The organism is Pseudomonas sp. 05N434 (assembly GCF_056396965.1).
This window is the reverse complement of sequence record NZ_JBFTMK010000001.1, coordinates 1-15592: the sequence shown is the minus strand read 5'-3', so window position 1 is coordinate 15592 and position 15592 is coordinate 1. Positions and strand designations below refer to the sequence as shown.

The following is a 15592-nucleotide window of genomic DNA, read 5'->3' as shown; positions in this document are numbered from 1 at the left end:
TGAACACATCTACACAACACCTTCTTGGCCGAGCAAAAATTGCGCAAAATCAGCGGCGGCCGGCAGGCCCTGGCACCGCAATAAACCGGGGGCGATGCGCTCCGAACCCTGGCCCCACCACACACTGGCCCCTTCGCAGGCCTGTTCGGCGAGGGCGATCATTCGCGCCTGCGGATCGGTGACATCAAAGCGGTGCAAACCGGCAAAACGGCAGCTCGGGGTGCGTCGCAGATAAGCCGGGCTGCCCAGCGCCTCCAGTCCTGCACCGAAGGCCTCGAAGCTTGCCTCCACGTTCAAGGTGCTCAACAGCAATTGCTCGACCTGTTCAAACCAGATATCCGAACCGCCTATCACCGACGCAGGATCAGCGTCGTGATCCAGCAGCACCGCGACGGTCAGCGGAAAATACCGGCCAACCCGATCAATGCTCGGCATCACCACCCCCACGGCGGCCTGCGGCCCACACACACCGGGCGCAACCATAAAGCGCCACAGCGGACTGACCAGATAGGCATTCAGCCAACGGTCGCCAAGGCTCTGGCTGGCGAGCAACCCCGCCGCCAGCCACGAATCCCAAGGGCCGATAAAACTCTGCGGCAAGCCACGGCTGACAAAGTCCCCACGACTGGCCAACTTTCCATAGAAGCCCGGCGTGCTCATAAGCGCTCCGGCAGGCTGAAACCGCTGAGCACACGGCTCTTGAACGGGTTGAAGGCGCTGTTGGCCCGTAGCTCATAAGAGGCACTGGCGCCGTCGACCCGCAGCCGCAGGTTGAAGCGGTCCGGCGAGTTGCCGGCGGTGAGGTCCGATTGCTCGAGCAGGCGGAACCAGGCCCAGGGCCCGTCCAGGGTGATGCCGGACCGACCGCTGGCCGTGGGCGGCATGATCGAGATCCGCACCACACCGATGCTGCCGGGGTTGGGCCATTGCATGGCGGTCGGACGGCTAGGTCCGTGGTCGTAGCTCAATTGCTGGCCGTCGAGGTCGAGCAAAAACTGGGTGATGGTGGAATCCATGGCCACGGGCTTGAGTTCGAAGCGCACCATCGGTTGGGTACCGCCGGAACGGAAAAACGCATCCCGGATGGTCGCTGCCCGCTGGAAGGTTTGCAGCACGCCCGGGGCGATGCCGAGCTTCTGCGCGGCGCCCGGTTGCCAGCGCCAGGCCTGGGTCGAGGTATCCACGTAGGGCTGCAGGTATTTGCGGAAGTAGTTGTCCATCACCCCGCCCACGCCGAAGAACTGACCGAAGTCGTCGAGGGTCGCGTCCCGTGCACTGCCTGGCGACATCGGATAACGCCCGGCCAGGGACTGGCGATAGATGTTCACCACTTCGCTGGTCCAGGCCGCGTTCAGTTGATTGCGTACTCCACCCATCATGCTGTTGGTGGTGGAGTTGACCACCGACTTGACCAGGCCCTGCACCAACGCCGGTTGACGCTCGGCGTTGAGGCTGACCCGCGTCGCCGCCGCTGCGGCCTGGTTCTTGGCTTCGCCAAGCAAGGCGTCGCCGCTGGCACCGACCATGGCGCTGACCTGCACATACAGGGCGTTCATGTCGGCCAGCAGGCCGTCGATGGCTGCCGGCTCGCCTTCGTTCTTGCTGACGATGCGGTTGAGTTCGGCAAAATGCGCAGTGACTGGATCGTCACTGGCCTCAGGCGTGTTTTGCATCGCCTGCTCCTGGCCGAGCAAAGTGCCCAAGCGCTCTTTGAGCTTGTCGACCCCGCCCTCCACCGGCGCGCCCTTGGCGGCCAGCACGCGTTCTTCCTGTTGCAGGTCGGTTTCCTTCGCCACCGCCACCAGCAGTTTTTTCAACGGCGAAGTCGGCCCGGAAATCACCCGCAGCACATCGGCGGCCTGGGCCACGCTGGTGATCGGCACGAAGTCGATATCAGCCAACAAGGCGTCCCACTGGCGCTGGTAATCCTGGAAATACAAACGGCGTACATCGGCAGCCAGGCTGGCGACGTTCTGTTGTTCTGCCTGATCGCGACCGAGCACCCACTGCTCCTCGGCCAGGGTGCCGGTCTGGTTCAGGCTGGTGAGCAAAAACCCTTGGCGGTAACCCTTGGCCGTGAAGAAGCCACTCAAGGGGTCGCCCAGCGGCTTGCCGCTCTTGCGGCTGAACACCAGCGCAGCATCGTGCCCGGCCGCTTCGCTAAGACGAAAGTCCGCAATGCCGTCCGGCAGTTTCTGCCGTTTGATCCGGTCGTAGACACGCTGGGCCACCGGCAGCTGTTGCAACTGCCGGCGTAAATCGTCGATCAGGCGTGGGTCGAGACGCGCAGTGGGCGGATGGCGTTCGAACAGCGCCTGCAAGTGCTCACCGAGGGCTACGCGCTGCTCGGCCGGTAAGTCGCGCGGCAGGCTGCGGTCCCAGTCCAGGGCGATCCACGCCTTGATGAAATCAGCATCGTAATGCTCACTGTCGGCGAGCATCAGGTAGGCCTTCAAGCCTTCGTAAAGGAAGTCCGAATTGCCGCCGCCGTGCAGTTGCTCCTCGATACGCGTGAGCAAGCGCGGCGCGAAGACCGCGATCAACAGCTTGCGATAAACGCTGCCGGACTCGGCTTCAAGCATGTCGCCCTGATACAGACCCAGGCCTTCGGCCCAGTTCGGCGCATCATCGGCCAAGTGCTTCACTGCGTTGAGCAAGGGCAACACGGCGAGCACGTCCCGCTGGGCCGGGCTGAGGTTCTGCACGGCCTGGCCCAGGGGCACGACTTTCTGATCGACTTGCGCGATATACGCCTGATTGGCGCGGTAGCTGACCCACCACAAGGTCCCGACCACCAGCACCAAGGCTACGGTCGAGGCCAGCACGCCCTGGGCGATCCACTTGCGTCGACGTTCGACTTTCGGATTGACACCCACCAGCCCACGCTCGGCAAAGGCCACGGCGCTGAAGAGCTTTTCGATGAAGTAACTGCGCCCGGTGCCGTTCTGGCGCACCAGGTGCTGGCGGTCCAGGTTCATGCTCTGGGCCATGGAGCCGATCAGCCGGTCAATCGGGCTGCCTTCCTGGGTGCCGCTGGTGAAATACACCCCGCGCAACAGCGCCCGCTCTTCAAAGGCGTTGGGTTTGAACACGCCCTCAAGGAAGCTTTGCAGGCAATCCTTCAACGCGCCGAACTGCTGTGGAAAACCGTAGATCAGATCGCGTCGCGCCGGGTCGCGTTCCTGCTGCAAGCGCTCCACCAGCCGATCGTTCAGGCGTTGCTCCAGACCGGCGAATTCGCTTTGCAGATGGGCCAGCGGGCTGTCATTGCTTTTGCCGTCATCCAGAGCGAAGGTCATGCCCCAGACCTGAGCTCGCTCTTCCTTGCTCAGGGTGTCGAAATACTCCATGAACCCGGGCACCAGATCGAGCTTGGTCAGCATCAGGTAGATCGGGAAGCGCACGCCCAGTTGGGTGTACAGCTCCTGAATGCGCAGGCGTATCGCAGCGGCATGGGCGGCGCGTTCGGCGTCGCTGCCCAGCAACAGGTCGGAGAGGCTGATGGCGATAAATGCACCGTCGATCGGGCGACGGGCCCGCTGTTTTTTCAACAGACCCAGAAAGCCCAGCCATGCGGCCTTGTCGACCGTCGCGTCGCTGTCCTGAGTGGTGTAGCGGCCTGCGGTGTCGAGCAGCACAGCCTGGTCGGTAAACCACCAATCACAATTGCGCGTACCGCCGACGCCGCGCACCGCACCGGCGCCCAACTGCGCGGCCAACGGAAAATGCAGACCGGAGTTGACCAGCGCCGTGGTCTTGCCCGAACCCGGCGGGCCGATGATCACGTACCACGGCAATTCGTAGAGATTGCGTCGTTCGTCGCCGCCCAGCTTGGCTTTCTTCAACAGCGTCAGGGCTTCGTCCATGCGCTGGCGCAGGGTTTCGAGCTCTTCGGCCGTAGCGATGCTGGTCGGGTCCGGCGGGGTTTGCGCCGCCAGGCTGCGCATGACTTCGGCGGCCTGACGGCGGGCCTGGATGATGCGAAACACCCGATAGGCGATCCACACCGCGAACAGCAGAATGATCAGCGCCCAGCGCCGGCCTTCGGGCACCAGGAGCTCAAGCAGCGGCCCGACAAACCAGATGATCAGGCTCAGGGCGATCAGCCCCAGCAACGGAATGACCCAGCGGGTCATAAAACTGAAAAACGCCTTCACTCGACCCCCTCCGCCAACACTGTGATTTCGACCCGACGATTGCGTGCGCGGCCCTCGGTCGTAGCGTTCGAGGCCAACGGTTCTGTGTCGCTGCGGCCTTCGGCGCTGAAGCGCTCGGGCTGGCCGGTCTTGGCCGAAAGGATTTGCAGCACCGAAGTGGCCCGTGCCTCGGACAACGCCCAGTTCGATGGAAACCTCAAGGTGGCAATCGGGCGATTGTCACTGTGACCGGTCACCCGGACCTGGCCCTTGACCTTGCGAATGGCATCGGCGATGCGCAGCATCAGCGGCTGGAAATTGTCGACGATACTGGCGCTGCCCGAGGCGAACAGCTCATCGCCACGGATAGTCACCACTGAACGGTCAACGGCATCTTCCACGGCCACCCGGCCGGCCTTGATTTCATCAGCGAGAAAACCGGCCAAGCGTGGCCGCTCGACCAGTTTCGGCTGCACCACCGGACGGTCGATGGCCTGCACCGGGATCTCGCCCAGCGCATGAATGTTTTTAAACACCGGCTCGGCATCGGCGGCCAGTTTCAAGCGCAGGCCGAACACCAGGGCCAGCAGCAACGCCACACCGATGGCCACCGCGATCCATGGCGGCATGAATTGCGCCAGTCGATCGCGCGCCACGGTCACGCCGCGCCAATGGGGCGACAGTTCACGCTCATATTCGCCACGGGCGCTGCGGATAACCGCACTGGTGCGCTCACGCAACGCCTCCAGTTGGCTGCGACCATCATTCATGACCCGATAACGCCCTTCGAAACCCAGGCACATGCACAGGTACAACAGCTCCAACAGATACAAACGTTCGCGGGGGCTTTGCAGGCAATGTTCCAATAGCTGGAACACCTTCTCGCCGCCCCAGGCCTCGTTGTGCACGGTGATCAGCAGGCTCTGCTTGCCCCAGTCGCCGGTGCCACCCCACGGCGTACTCAACACCGCTTCATCCAGGGCGGTGCACAAGGCGTAACGGGCCAGCAACACATCGTTGCGCACCACGCCGGCGGCCTCGGCGCGCTCCTCGAACTGGCGCAGGTAGGCCAGTAGTTGCGCCCGCAGACTCGCCGGTGCCGGGTGGGCAATGGTGTTGCGCAAGCGGGTCAGCAAAGCCAGCAGCGGGCCCGCGGCGCTCTCCAGGGGGTTGAGACCTTCGGCTTTGCCGGTCAACAGCGGCGCGGCCGGCATCGACAGTGGCGCGGGCTGGGCGCGGCCAGGGTCCGGGCGGGCCGGCTCGGCGCCACGGCCACCGGGTGTCGGCATGAACTGGGTACGATCGTCGTTATTCATCGCGGTTTATCCTCGGATCGCCCAGAAAGCCAGGTTCAACCCCGGGAACTGACCCGCGATGTGGAACGCAAAACCGCCGGAGTTGGCCAGTTGTTGCCAATGCTCGCTGCCCCGGTCGAGTTCGTAATAGGTGGAGCCGGCGTGATAGGGAATCTGCCGTGGCGCCACCGGCAGCGGCAGCAGACCGATGCCCGGCAATTGCAGGTTGACCATGTCGCGAATGTGTTCCACCGAGCCGATTTTGCTCTGCAGGCCGAAGCGGCTGCGCAGGGTCTCGGCAGGTACATCGGCGCGCACCACCAGAATAAAACTGGCGTTGTCGAGCAGGGTCTTGTCAGCCAGCATGGCCACATGAATGCCATAGGCTTTTTCGACGATCGGAATCGGCGTGGCCTTGCTGTCGATCAGCATCGACAGCGCTTCACGCAGGGCTTGCATCACCGGCGCAAAGCTCAGCGCGAGGTCATCATGCTGGTACTGCGGGAATTCCTGCGGTCGCCGCCCGGAAGCGGTAAAAGTCGAGAATTCCCCGGCCAGGCTCACCAACTCGCTGTAGAAGCGCTCGGGATGCAAAGGGCTCAAGTGGCTCAAGTGCTGGATCAACGGCTGAGCACGGTTGACCAGTTGCAGCAGCATGAAATCGGCAATCTCCGAAGCACCGCCGGCACCGGACGCCACCACCCGCCCAGCGAGCGCTTCTCCGCGTTGATGAAGCAGGCCCAGTAGCTCGTTGCGAAACGCAGCCAAGGGCGTGGAGGCGACCACATCCAGCAGCGGCGGGATGTAAGTGTCATCGAGCACCAAGGCGCGGTCGGCGCGTTTCTCCTTGATTCGCACCAGGCCGATGGCCGCGTAGTCGCTGATGCCATCCCGGGCGACCAATAATCGCAGTGCCCTCGACCCCACGGCCACCGGGGCCTGGTTTTCGAACGGCGCGTTGTCGTCCCGCACTTCGCGCACCTGACTCACATAGCGCGCAGCACCCAGGGCCTCGCCTTCGTCAACGGTGTCACGCGCGCCGGCGCGCTTGAGCGGCAAGGCCAGGTACACCAAACCATCGCGCAGGTTGTCATCGATATTCAGCGGGCTCGGCGCCAGGTCATCCTGGGGAATGTTGAATGGCGTGCCGTCTGGCAACAGGCCCCGCGCCGAGATGATCGCCAGTTTGCCCTGGGCCAGCAGGCCCTGGTCGATCAGCAACTCAGAAAACCCCCAGGCACCGGCCGACAATGGGCGACTCCGGGCGTCGATGAGATTCTCCAGGTAACGGTCATGCTGCTGGAAGTGCTGCGTTCCAATGAACATGCCTTCCGACCAGACCACGCGATTGTTCCAGGACATGGGGGGCTCCGATTGTTTATTGGGCAGGGCTGGATGGGGGAACCGCGACGGCGCTGCGCACGGCTCGCACGTCGAGGCTGATCTGGTATTCGGTGTATTGGCGCGGCGGGACGTTCATCACCGTGCGCCACAGCGACTGATCCAGTTCGCGATACCCCACCAGCACGCCGATATGGCGGGTGGCCGGATCGAGGTCACGCTGCAGACTCAACTGCTGGCCAGGCTGGATCAGCACTTCGTCCTGGTCGATCAGATCCGCACCGAGCGTCGCCTGGGCTCGTTCGGCCAGTGCGAAATAATCGGAACGACCGAAGGTGGCGGCATTTTTCAATTCGAAAATGCGCACCCGGACCGGGGCCGGCTGGCCAGTGGCTCCGGGGTTGAGCCCGGCGATGGCGTGAAAGTGCAACTCGACGGCGGCCGTGTCGGCCTCAGCCTCTTCGGGCTGGGGTTTGGTGGCCTCCTTGGCACACGCGGTCAGCAGAAGCGCGGTGGCGACTGCGAGTAAAAACCTGTGAATCATCCTGCGTCCTCAATGACGTTTCAGCTATCCGTTGTTCCGTTCTTTGCTCTGAATGCCGTTATGCAACGGCCACGCTCAGCGGCGGCGTTGCCTGGTACTGTGTTCTTCGTAGGCACGGCTGAATTCCCGACCGAACAGGTCCTGGAAATCCTCCTGGGCCTCACGGGAAATATTGCTGTAGAGCTCGGTGAACTGCTGCCAGTACTGGGCCTGTCGTGAACCATTGAAAATGCTCGACAGGCCACCGGGCTTGCCCATGCGCTCTTCCAGTTGTGCCGGCTCGAAACGCGCCAGCAGATGCTTGATCGCTGCTTCCACACCGGCCATCACCGCCAACTGGTGGGCACGCAAGTCATCGAAGCTGTCGCGCACCGCCAGGTCCGGCGCCATGAACGCCTGATTGGTGTGGCGCAACAGCAGCAGCAAGGCCTCATCGACGTTGGGAGCGAATTTCAGCGGGTTGTTTTCCACCGGCTGAATCATCGTCTGCTGAATGCGAAACTCGCCCTTGAGGCTGCTGCGGGCGCGCAGGACATCGATCAGGCCTTCGACCATCAATCGATAACTGCGGCCGATGTTTTCCATCTGCGCTTCGGCCTGGGCCTTTTCCAGGCGCACTTGATCCAGCCCGGCGCCGCGCAGAAAGGCTCGCAACAGGTCGGGTTGCGAATGGTCGACCGGGCTGACCGGATTGACCGGATTGACCGGGGGCTCAACGATAGCCACGGGCGGTTCGCGCAGGGGTGCCGGCTCGATCGGCACGCTGATTTGAGGTACGGGTGGTGGCGCAACTTCTGCAACAGGCAAGGGGGCGACAGGCAGGGGGGCAACCGCCACTGGCGCGGGCTTGTCGCTGAACAGGTCCCAATCTTCCGGAATCACCGGCGCTGGGGCTGGGGCCGACGCCAGCGGCACAGGCTCGGCCATGGGCGTCGGGTTGGGGATCGGGGTCGGTGGGCGGAAGTCGTGCTGCTCAGCCGGGACATGGTCGGACTGGGTGGCCGGCGGGACGGTGGTCGGTGCCAGAAAGTCGAACAAGTCCGGCAGCGTGTCCATGGCCGACACACCCTGGAAATGTGCAGGTGGTGTCATGGGCGACGATGTCGGCGTAGCCACGCCGGCGCCCTGACGCCCCATCAGAGCCTCGAAGCTGTTGGACGAATCGGCAAAAGGGTTGTTGTCAGTCACCGGCAGATTGAAATCGATGCGCGCCTGGATTTCATAATCACCTATGCGGATAACTTCCCCATCTTGCAATGGCTCGCTGTTTCCTTTGCGCAGACGAATGCCGGCCTTAACCAATTCCACACCATTAGTGCTGTTATCGGTTAAATAATACCGGCCATCTTTATATTGAATAACGCAATGCTTTCCGGAAACCAAGCGCTCTGGATCGGGCAATACCCAGTCATTATCAGAATTACGGCCAATTGCCATTATTCCCTGATCCATGGATTTTTCAGAGCATTGACCAGGGGTAATCTTGTGATAACTAGTGATAGTCAAACACAGCGGCATCTTGCCTCCTTGCTGCACACTTTGCGCGCCGGCGAATGAAGGGATCAATCCCCGCGAAGCTCGCCGACAAACCTTGCAAACAACCTAAAAAACAGCTTTTTACCAGCACATTTGCTGATCTTAACCGGTTTACGTGACAAAAAATCTGCGTCAGTACCTTCTTGGACCTACCGGTCGCGAGGGTTGTTAAGCACCTCACATCTGTCACACAGGAGAAATAGCTTACCTTGACAAGCCATAAGTACTACACCAAAAATGAACAACTTTCTTGAATACAGTGATGGCACCTTAAGATCACAGAGGATCCAAAGGGCCATTACACACAAGGAAACATGCGAAGTTCCACTTGGAACTAACGTGTGAACTGCCCGTTTCTGTCGCGGGCGATAGGGAGATCAATTTCAGTGGAAGTGCCTTTGCTGCTCGCCGCCGTTTCCGCGACTTCGCCTTGTGGCGAAGATCTGGAATACGACGCTGACTTTTTGCGCCTGGAACGCGATTCCCAAGGCCAGCCCGAGCGCAGCATGGGCGATTCGATATTGCCTGCCGAACCGCCTGAATGGCGCAGCATCCAGCAGCAAAGCCTGGATTTGTTGCAACGCAGCAAAGACCTGCGCATCACCCATTTCCTTTTGCAAAGCTCCCTTGCCCTGGAAGGTGTCCCCGGCCTGGCCCGCGTCCTGACGCTGATCAGCGAATTGCTCAAGCAATACTGGGCCGACCTGCATCCACGCCTGGATGCCGAAGACGACAACGATCCCACCGTGCGCATCAATGCCCTCGCCGGCCTGGCGTCCGATGCCACCATTCGCCTGCTGCGCGAAAGTATCCTGGCCCGTTCGCGAACCTTTGGCGCTGTCAGCCTGCGCGCCGCCGCCAACGCCAGCGGTCTGCAAAGCTTCCCTGACGAAAACCTCGGCGCCGAACAACTCGCCGGAGCGTTCCTCGACAGCGATCCCGAACAGTTGGACATCATCCGCAAAGCCTTGCACGAGGCCCGTAGCGCCGCCGAGACCATCGAGCAACACGTCAGCGAACAAGTCGGCTCCGCCCAGGGCGTTGACCTTGGCCCATTGAAGCAACCGCTCAAAATGGCCTTGCAGATTCTCGGCCAGTTCGCCCCGCAGAGCGGCGACAGCCCCCAGCCCGATGCCATCAGCGACGACAGTGCCGCGCCGGTTGAATACACCACCGCGCCAAGCGCGCCGCGCAACGCTAACGCCAGCAGCGGCGAAATCAACAACCGTGACGACGTGCTGCGCAGCCTGGACCGGATTCTTGCGTATTACACCCGTCACGAGCCCTCCAGCCCCCTGCCGGTGCTGTTGAATCGGGCAAAGAATCTGGTGCACGCCGACTTCGCGGCGATCGTGCGCAACCTGATTCCCGACGGCATCAGCCAATTTGAAAACCTGCGCGGACCAGACAGCGAATAAAAGCGTACGGATCACGCAGTCACGTCACCGGCACCGCCGATGACGCCAACACCGTCGCTTGAGCGACCAGGAGCAGCAACGTGGCGAAGCAAAGTTCTCAGAAATTCATCGCGCGCAACCGTGCGCCTCGAGTGCAGATCGAGTACGACGTCGAGCTTTACGGCGCCGAGAAAAAGGTCCAGTTGCCCTTCGTAATGGGCGTTATGGCTGACCTCGCCGGCAAGCCCGCCGAGCCTCTGGCACCTGTGGCCGATCGCAAGTTCCTTGAAGTGGATGTGGACAACTTCGACTCCCGCCTCAAGGCCATGCAGCCACGCGTTGCGTTCCACGTGCCCAACGAGCTGACCGGCGAAGGCAACCTGAGCCTGGACATCACCTTTGAAAGCATGGACGACTTCAGCCCGGCCGCCGTGGCGCGCAAAGTCGACTCGCTAAACAAGCTGCTCGAAGCGCGCACTCAATTGGCCAACCTGCTGACCTACATGGACGGCAAGACCGGTGCCGAAGAAATCATCATGAAGGCCATCAAGGATCCGGCGCTGCTCCAGGCACTTGCCAGTGCGCCCAAGCCCGCCGAGCCTCAGGCTTAATCAGGACGAATGATCATGACCGATCCAGTACGCGCAAGCGCCCAGACACTGGGCACCACCGAAGAAGCCAGCGAGTTCGCCTCCCTGCTGCTGCAAGAATTCAAACCCAAGACCGAACGCGCCCGTGAAGCCGTCGAGACCGCCGTGCGCACCCTGGCCGAACAGGCCCTGGCGCAGACCGACCTGGTGTCCAACGACGCCATCAAGTCGATTGAGTCGATCATCGCCGCCATCGACGCCAAGCTCACCGCCCAGGTCAACCAGGTCATCCATCACCCGGAGTTCCAGCAACTGGAAAGCGCCTGGCGTGGCTTGCACTACCTGGTCAACAACACCGAGAGCGACGAGCAGCTCAAGATCCGCGTGCTCAACATCTCCAAGACCGACCTGCACAAGACCCTGAAGAAATTCAAGGGCACCGCATGGGACCAGAGCCCGATCTTCAAAAAGATGTACGAAGAAGAATACGGCCAGTTCGGCGGCGAACCTTACGGCTGCCTGGTGGGCGATTACTACTTCGACCAGTCGCCGCCGGATGTCGAATTGCTGGGCGAACTGTCGAAAGTCTGCGCCGCCATGCACGCGCCATTCATTGCCGCCGCATCGCCGACCGTGATGGGCATGGGCTCGTGGCAGGAACTGTCGAACCCGCGCGATCTGACCAAAATCTTCACCACCCCGGAATATGCCGGCTGGCGCTCGCTGCGTGAATCGGAAGACTCGCGTTACATCGGCCTGACCATGCCGCGCTTCCTGGCACGCCTGCCGTACGGTGCCAAGACCGACCCGGTGGAAGCCTTCGCCTTCGAAGAAAACACCGACGGCGCCGACAGCTCCAAGTACACCTGGGCCAACGCCGCTTACGCGATGGCGGTGAACATCAACCGCTCGTTCAAACACTTTGGCTGGTGCTCGCGCATTCGTGGCGTGGAGTCTGGTGGTGAAGTGGAGAACCTGCCGGCGCACACCTTCCCGACCGACGACGGTGGCGTGGACATGAAGTGCCCGACCGAAATCGCCATTTCGGACCGCCGTGAAGCGGAACTGGCGAAGAACGGTTTCATGCCGCTGCTGCACAAGAAAAACACCGACTTCGCCGCGTTCATCGGCGCCCAGTCGCTGCAAAAGCCGGCCGAGTACGACGACCCGGATGCTACCGCCAACGCCAACCTGGCCGCGCGCCTGCCCTACCTGTTCGCCACCTGCCGTTTCGCCCATTACTTGAAGTGCATCGTGCGCGACAAGATCGGCTCCTTCAAAGAGAAGGACGAAATGCAGCGCTGGTTGCAGGACTGGATCCTCAACTACGTCGACGGTGACCCAGCGCACTCCACCGAAACCACCAAGGCCCAGCACCCATTGGCGGCGGCCGAAGTGATTGTCGAAGAGGTGGAAGGCAACCCGGGGTATTACAACTCCCGGTTCTACCTGCGCCCGCACTATCAGCTCGAAGGTCTGACTGTGTCACTGCGCCTGGTATCCAAGCTGCCTTCGGCCAAAGGCGCGTAACACCGCCCTTGATGTGATCGTCCCCACGCTCAGCGTGGGAACGATCAGAAAAACACAACGTGGTAGACACCACACAGGGAGAGAACATGGCTGTTGATATTTTCATCAAGATCGGCGACATCAAGGGCGAGTCCATGGACAAGGCCCACAAGGACGAAATCGACGTCTTGAACTGGAGCTGGGGCATGTCTCAGTCCGGCAATATGCACGTGGGCGGCGGCGGCGGAGCCGGCAAGGTGAACGTCCAGGACCTGTCGCTGACCAAGTACGTCGACAAGGCTACACCCAACCTGATGATGCACTGCGCCAGCGGCAAGCACATCGACAAGGTCAAGCTGACCGTGCGCAAGGCCGGCGGCGAAAGCCAGGTCGAGTACATGATCATCAACCTGGAAGAAGTGCTGATCAGTTCCCTGAGCACCGGCGGCTCGGGCAGCGATGATCGTCTGACTGAAAACGTCACCCTGAACTTCGCCAAGGTGCTGGTGGACTACCAGCCGCAAAAAGCCGACGGCACCAAGGAAGGCGGGCCGATCAAGTTCGGCTGGAACATCCGCCAGAACGTCAAGGTGTAATCGAACGTGCCCCCGTCGTTATGCGCCGGGGGCATTTTGGTGCTTGCTCGAATCCAATCCTTTCCCATCCGGTGTCTGAGTCATGGCCAAGCCTTCGTTTGTCAATTTGTGGAAAGCCTATTCCGACCTTCTGGTTACGTATCCTGACGCCAAGCCCTGTGAGGGCCCTTGGGAAAACCAGTGTGCTATCCGCATGAGCGCGACACTCAATGCAGAGCTGACCATCAAGGTCAACAAATCCACCTATACCGAACCCAAGTGTGCACATGAGCACGCCCGGGGTGCCGAGTCGCTGGCGAACTGGTTGTGGAAGCATCATCTGGGGCGGCCAACCATTCTGGGTAACAGCGCCGAGGAGCGTCGCACGTTGATGGGCAAGACCGGGCTTATCTTCTTCAAGGACTGTTTCCAGCAGTCAGGGGAGTCGGCGGACAATCGTACTGGCGATCATATTGATCTATGGAATCGGGGACTGACCCAAACCGGCGACCTCTTTTACAGGTCCAGAGCTGTCTGGTTCTGGGAGCTCGCATAATGAAAAATCACCGGCTCGCCATGTGCCTGGCGATAAGCCTGACCAGCCTGAGCGCATGCGCCGAACATGCCCAGATGCCAACAACCCAGGCCGTCTTTGTTGGGCAGCAACTCAGCCTGATTGACGACCAGGGTCAATGCACGCTGGTCAAACCCGACCAGAGTCGCATGAAGCTGGACATGGAATGGCCTTGCAGCTTCAGCCTGAATAAACAACAGCAACTGCGCGTAGAAACGTTCAACAACATCCCGATATTTTCGGTCTGGCGCAGCGAGCACATGCCTGCGCCCAGCCGCGACTGCCTCAGCAAAATGCAGGCTATCCGCCAGATCCCGGGAGGGCTGGAGGCGGGAGCGGTCAACACGTTTGCGTCCTGCGGCACGGGAGGGGACCAAAAAATGTATGTAGCGCCATTTACGTGGTAACCGACATCGCCACCCGCGATCGCCTGCAACCGTCCCTGCTGGATCGGTTGACCGACGACGACCCGAGCAACCTCAAGGAAAGCGCCGACAAGCGCGTACTGTCCCTGACCCAACTCAAAGCCTCGGTGCTGCGGGACCTGGCGTGGCTGCTCAACACCACGTCATTGCTCAGCGCCGATGCGACCCTGCACACACCGGCCGGCACTTCGGTGGTCAACTTCGGGCTGCCAGCCCTGGCCGGCAACAGTGCATCGAACGTCGATATCGCGGCGCTTGAAGCACTGATCCACCAGGCCATCGCCACGTTCGAGCCGCGGATTCTGCGCCATACCCTGCGCGTGCGGGCCCGGGCATCCGCCGAGATGAATCACAACGCCCTGAGTTTCGAGATCGAAGGCGATCTCTGGGCGCAGCCAGTGCCGCTGCGCCTGATGCTGCAAACCGACCTGGACCTGGAATCCGGCCATGTGCGAGTGGTCAACGCCGACCAGCGGAGACACTCATGAACCCGCGCCTGCTGGAACTGTACAACCAGGAACTGCACCACGTGCGCGAAAGCGCGGCGGAGTTCGCCCAGGAGTACCCGAAAATCGCCAGCCGGCTGACGTTGTCCGGCATGGACTGCGCCGATCCGTACGTCGAACGCTTACTGGAAGGGTTCGCCTACCTGACGGCGCGGGTACAGCTCAAGCTCGATGCCGAATACCCGACCTTCACCCACAACCTGCTGGAAATCGCGTACCCCCATTACCTGGCGCCGACACCGTCGATGACCGTGGTGCAATTGCAGGCAGACCCCGATGAAGGCTCACTGAGCAGCGGCTTCCCGTTGCCCCGGGATACGGTTCTGCGCGCAGCCCTGGGTCGCGAAAGCCAAACCTGCTGTGAGTACCGCACCGCCCATGCGGTGACGTTGTGGCCATTGCAGGTCAGCCAGGCCGAGTACTTCGGCAACCCGTCCGCCGTGCTCGGGCGCCTGGCCGCCAGTGCCCCCAAGGCCAAGGCTGGCCTGCGCCTGACCCTGCGCACCGGTGCCGAACTGCCGTTCAACAGTCTGGCCCTGGACAACCTGCCGCTGTACCTCAACGGCGCCGACGAACAACCCTTTCGCCTCTACGAACAGTTGCTGGGTAACGCCTGCGCCGTCTTCGCCCGTCAGCCCGGCGGCGATTGGGTAGAACGCCTGCCCCAGGATGCACTGCGCTCCTTGGGGTTCGACGATACCGACGCCGCGCTGCCCGTGGTGTCGCGAGCCTTCCAGGGCTATCGCCTGTTGCAGGAATACTTCGCCCTGCCCCGCCGCTTTCTGTTTGTCGACTTCACCGGGTTGAGCCGGGCGGTCAAACGCTGCCAGGGCCAGGAGCTGGAATTGATCGTGCTGTTCGACCGTCACGATCCGAGCCTGGAAGGCAGTGTCGGTGCCGCACAGTTCCTGCCGTTCTGCACCCCGGCAATCAACTTGTTTCCCAAGCGCCTGGATCGCATCCACTTGTCGGAACGGGTGAATGAACACCATGTGATCGCCGACCGTACCCGGCCGATGGATTTCGAGATTCATTCCCTGACCGCCCTCACCGGCCATGGCACCGGGTCGGAACAGCCTTTTTTGCCGTTCTACGCCGTCCGCGATCCGTCTCGCTACGGCCGCGATCAGGCGTATTACACGGTGCGGCGCGAACCCCGCATGC

At 61.8% G+C, this 15592-nt stretch carries 14 protein-coding genes; 8 read left to right on the top strand and 6 right to left on the bottom strand.

Features of this window, described 5'->3' with window-relative positions; all coding sequences use genetic code 11:
* Positions 1-9: 9 nt before the first annotated feature.
* The 6 genes from tagF to tagH form a co-directional block, all read right to left on the bottom strand.
* A complete protein-coding gene (tagF, locus tag AC1DLB_RS00070; protein WP_477743551.1) occupies positions 10-660 on the bottom strand; it encodes a type VI secretion system-associated protein TagF in 651 nt (216 codons plus the stop codon).
* Positions 657-4157, bottom strand: a complete 3501-nt coding sequence (gene tssM, locus AC1DLB_RS00065) for a type VI secretion system membrane subunit TssM (protein ID WP_477743550.1) — start codon at positions 4155-4157, stop codon at positions 657-659. Before tssM ends, tagF begins: the two co-directional genes overlap by 4 nt.
* The gene (locus AC1DLB_RS00060; RefSeq protein WP_018927422.1) at positions 4154-5452 is read right to left on the bottom strand and encodes a DotU family type VI secretion system protein; all 1299 of its coding nucleotides are present in this window, start codon (positions 5450-5452) and stop codon (positions 4154-4156) included. Before AC1DLB_RS00060 ends, tssM begins: the two co-directional genes overlap by 4 nt.
* A gap of 6 nt (positions 5453-5458) precedes the next feature.
* Positions 5459-6793, bottom strand: coding sequence for a type VI secretion system baseplate subunit TssK (tssK, locus tag AC1DLB_RS00055; RefSeq protein WP_018927421.1), 1335 nt, complete (start codon positions 6791-6793; stop codon positions 5459-5461).
* A 16-nt stretch (positions 6794-6809) separates the two neighbouring features.
* Positions 6810-7316 (bottom strand): type VI secretion system lipoprotein TssJ, encoded by a 507-nt coding sequence (gene tssJ, locus AC1DLB_RS00050; protein WP_018927420.1) that lies wholly within the window; start codon positions 7314-7316, stop codon positions 6810-6812.
* Positions 7317-7391: 75 nt separating this feature from the next.
* The gene (gene tagH / locus AC1DLB_RS00045; protein WP_477743549.1) at positions 7392-8834 is read right to left on the bottom strand and encodes a type VI secretion system-associated FHA domain protein TagH; all 1443 of its coding nucleotides are present in this window, start codon (positions 8832-8834) and stop codon (positions 7392-7394) included.
* A gap of 404 nt (positions 8835-9238) precedes the next feature.
* Here tagH and tssA point away from each other — a divergent pair, with 404 nt between their 5' ends.
* The 8 genes from tssA to tssF all read left to right on the top strand — a co-directional run.
* Positions 9239-10270 carry a type VI secretion system protein TssA gene (gene tssA / locus AC1DLB_RS00040; protein ID WP_258612870.1) on the top strand — a complete coding sequence of 344 codons (1032 nt, stop codon included), beginning with the start codon at positions 9239-9241 and terminating at the stop codon, positions 10268-10270.
* Positions 10271-10350: 80 nt separating this feature from the next.
* Complete coding sequence (gene tssB, locus AC1DLB_RS00035; RefSeq protein WP_007894500.1) at positions 10351-10860, top strand: type VI secretion system contractile sheath small subunit; 510 nt, start codon at positions 10351-10353, stop codon at positions 10858-10860.
* 15 nt (positions 10861-10875) lie between these two features.
* Positions 10876-12369: a type VI secretion system contractile sheath large subunit gene (gene tssC, locus AC1DLB_RS00030; protein ID WP_018927417.1), complete on the top strand. Its 1494-nt coding sequence runs from the start codon at positions 10876-10878 to the stop codon at positions 12367-12369.
* Positions 12370-12455: 86 nt separating this feature from the next.
* Entirely contained in the window at positions 12456-12944 is a 489-nt protein-coding gene (locus AC1DLB_RS00025; protein WP_018927416.1) for an Hcp family type VI secretion system effector, read from the top strand.
* An 82-nt stretch (positions 12945-13026) separates the two neighbouring features.
* Positions 13027-13479, top strand: a complete 453-nt coding sequence (locus tag AC1DLB_RS00020) for a type VI secretion system amidase effector protein Tae4 (RefSeq protein WP_018927415.1) — start codon at positions 13027-13029, stop codon at positions 13477-13479.
* Positions 13479-13904 (top strand): hypothetical protein, encoded by a 426-nt coding sequence (locus tag AC1DLB_RS00015; protein WP_019650056.1) that lies wholly within the window; start codon positions 13479-13481, stop codon positions 13902-13904. Before AC1DLB_RS00020 ends, AC1DLB_RS00015 begins: the two co-directional genes overlap by 1 nt.
* A complete protein-coding gene (tssE, locus tag AC1DLB_RS00010; protein ID WP_028939183.1) occupies positions 13898-14410 on the top strand; it encodes a type VI secretion system baseplate subunit TssE in 513 nt (170 codons plus the stop codon). The genes AC1DLB_RS00015 and tssE overlap by 7 nt, the downstream gene beginning before the upstream one ends.
* On the top strand, positions 14407-15592 hold a 1186-nt coding region (tssF, locus tag AC1DLB_RS00005; protein WP_477784450.1), incomplete at its 3' end, for a type VI secretion system baseplate subunit TssF. The genes tssE and tssF, both read left to right, overlap by 4 nt.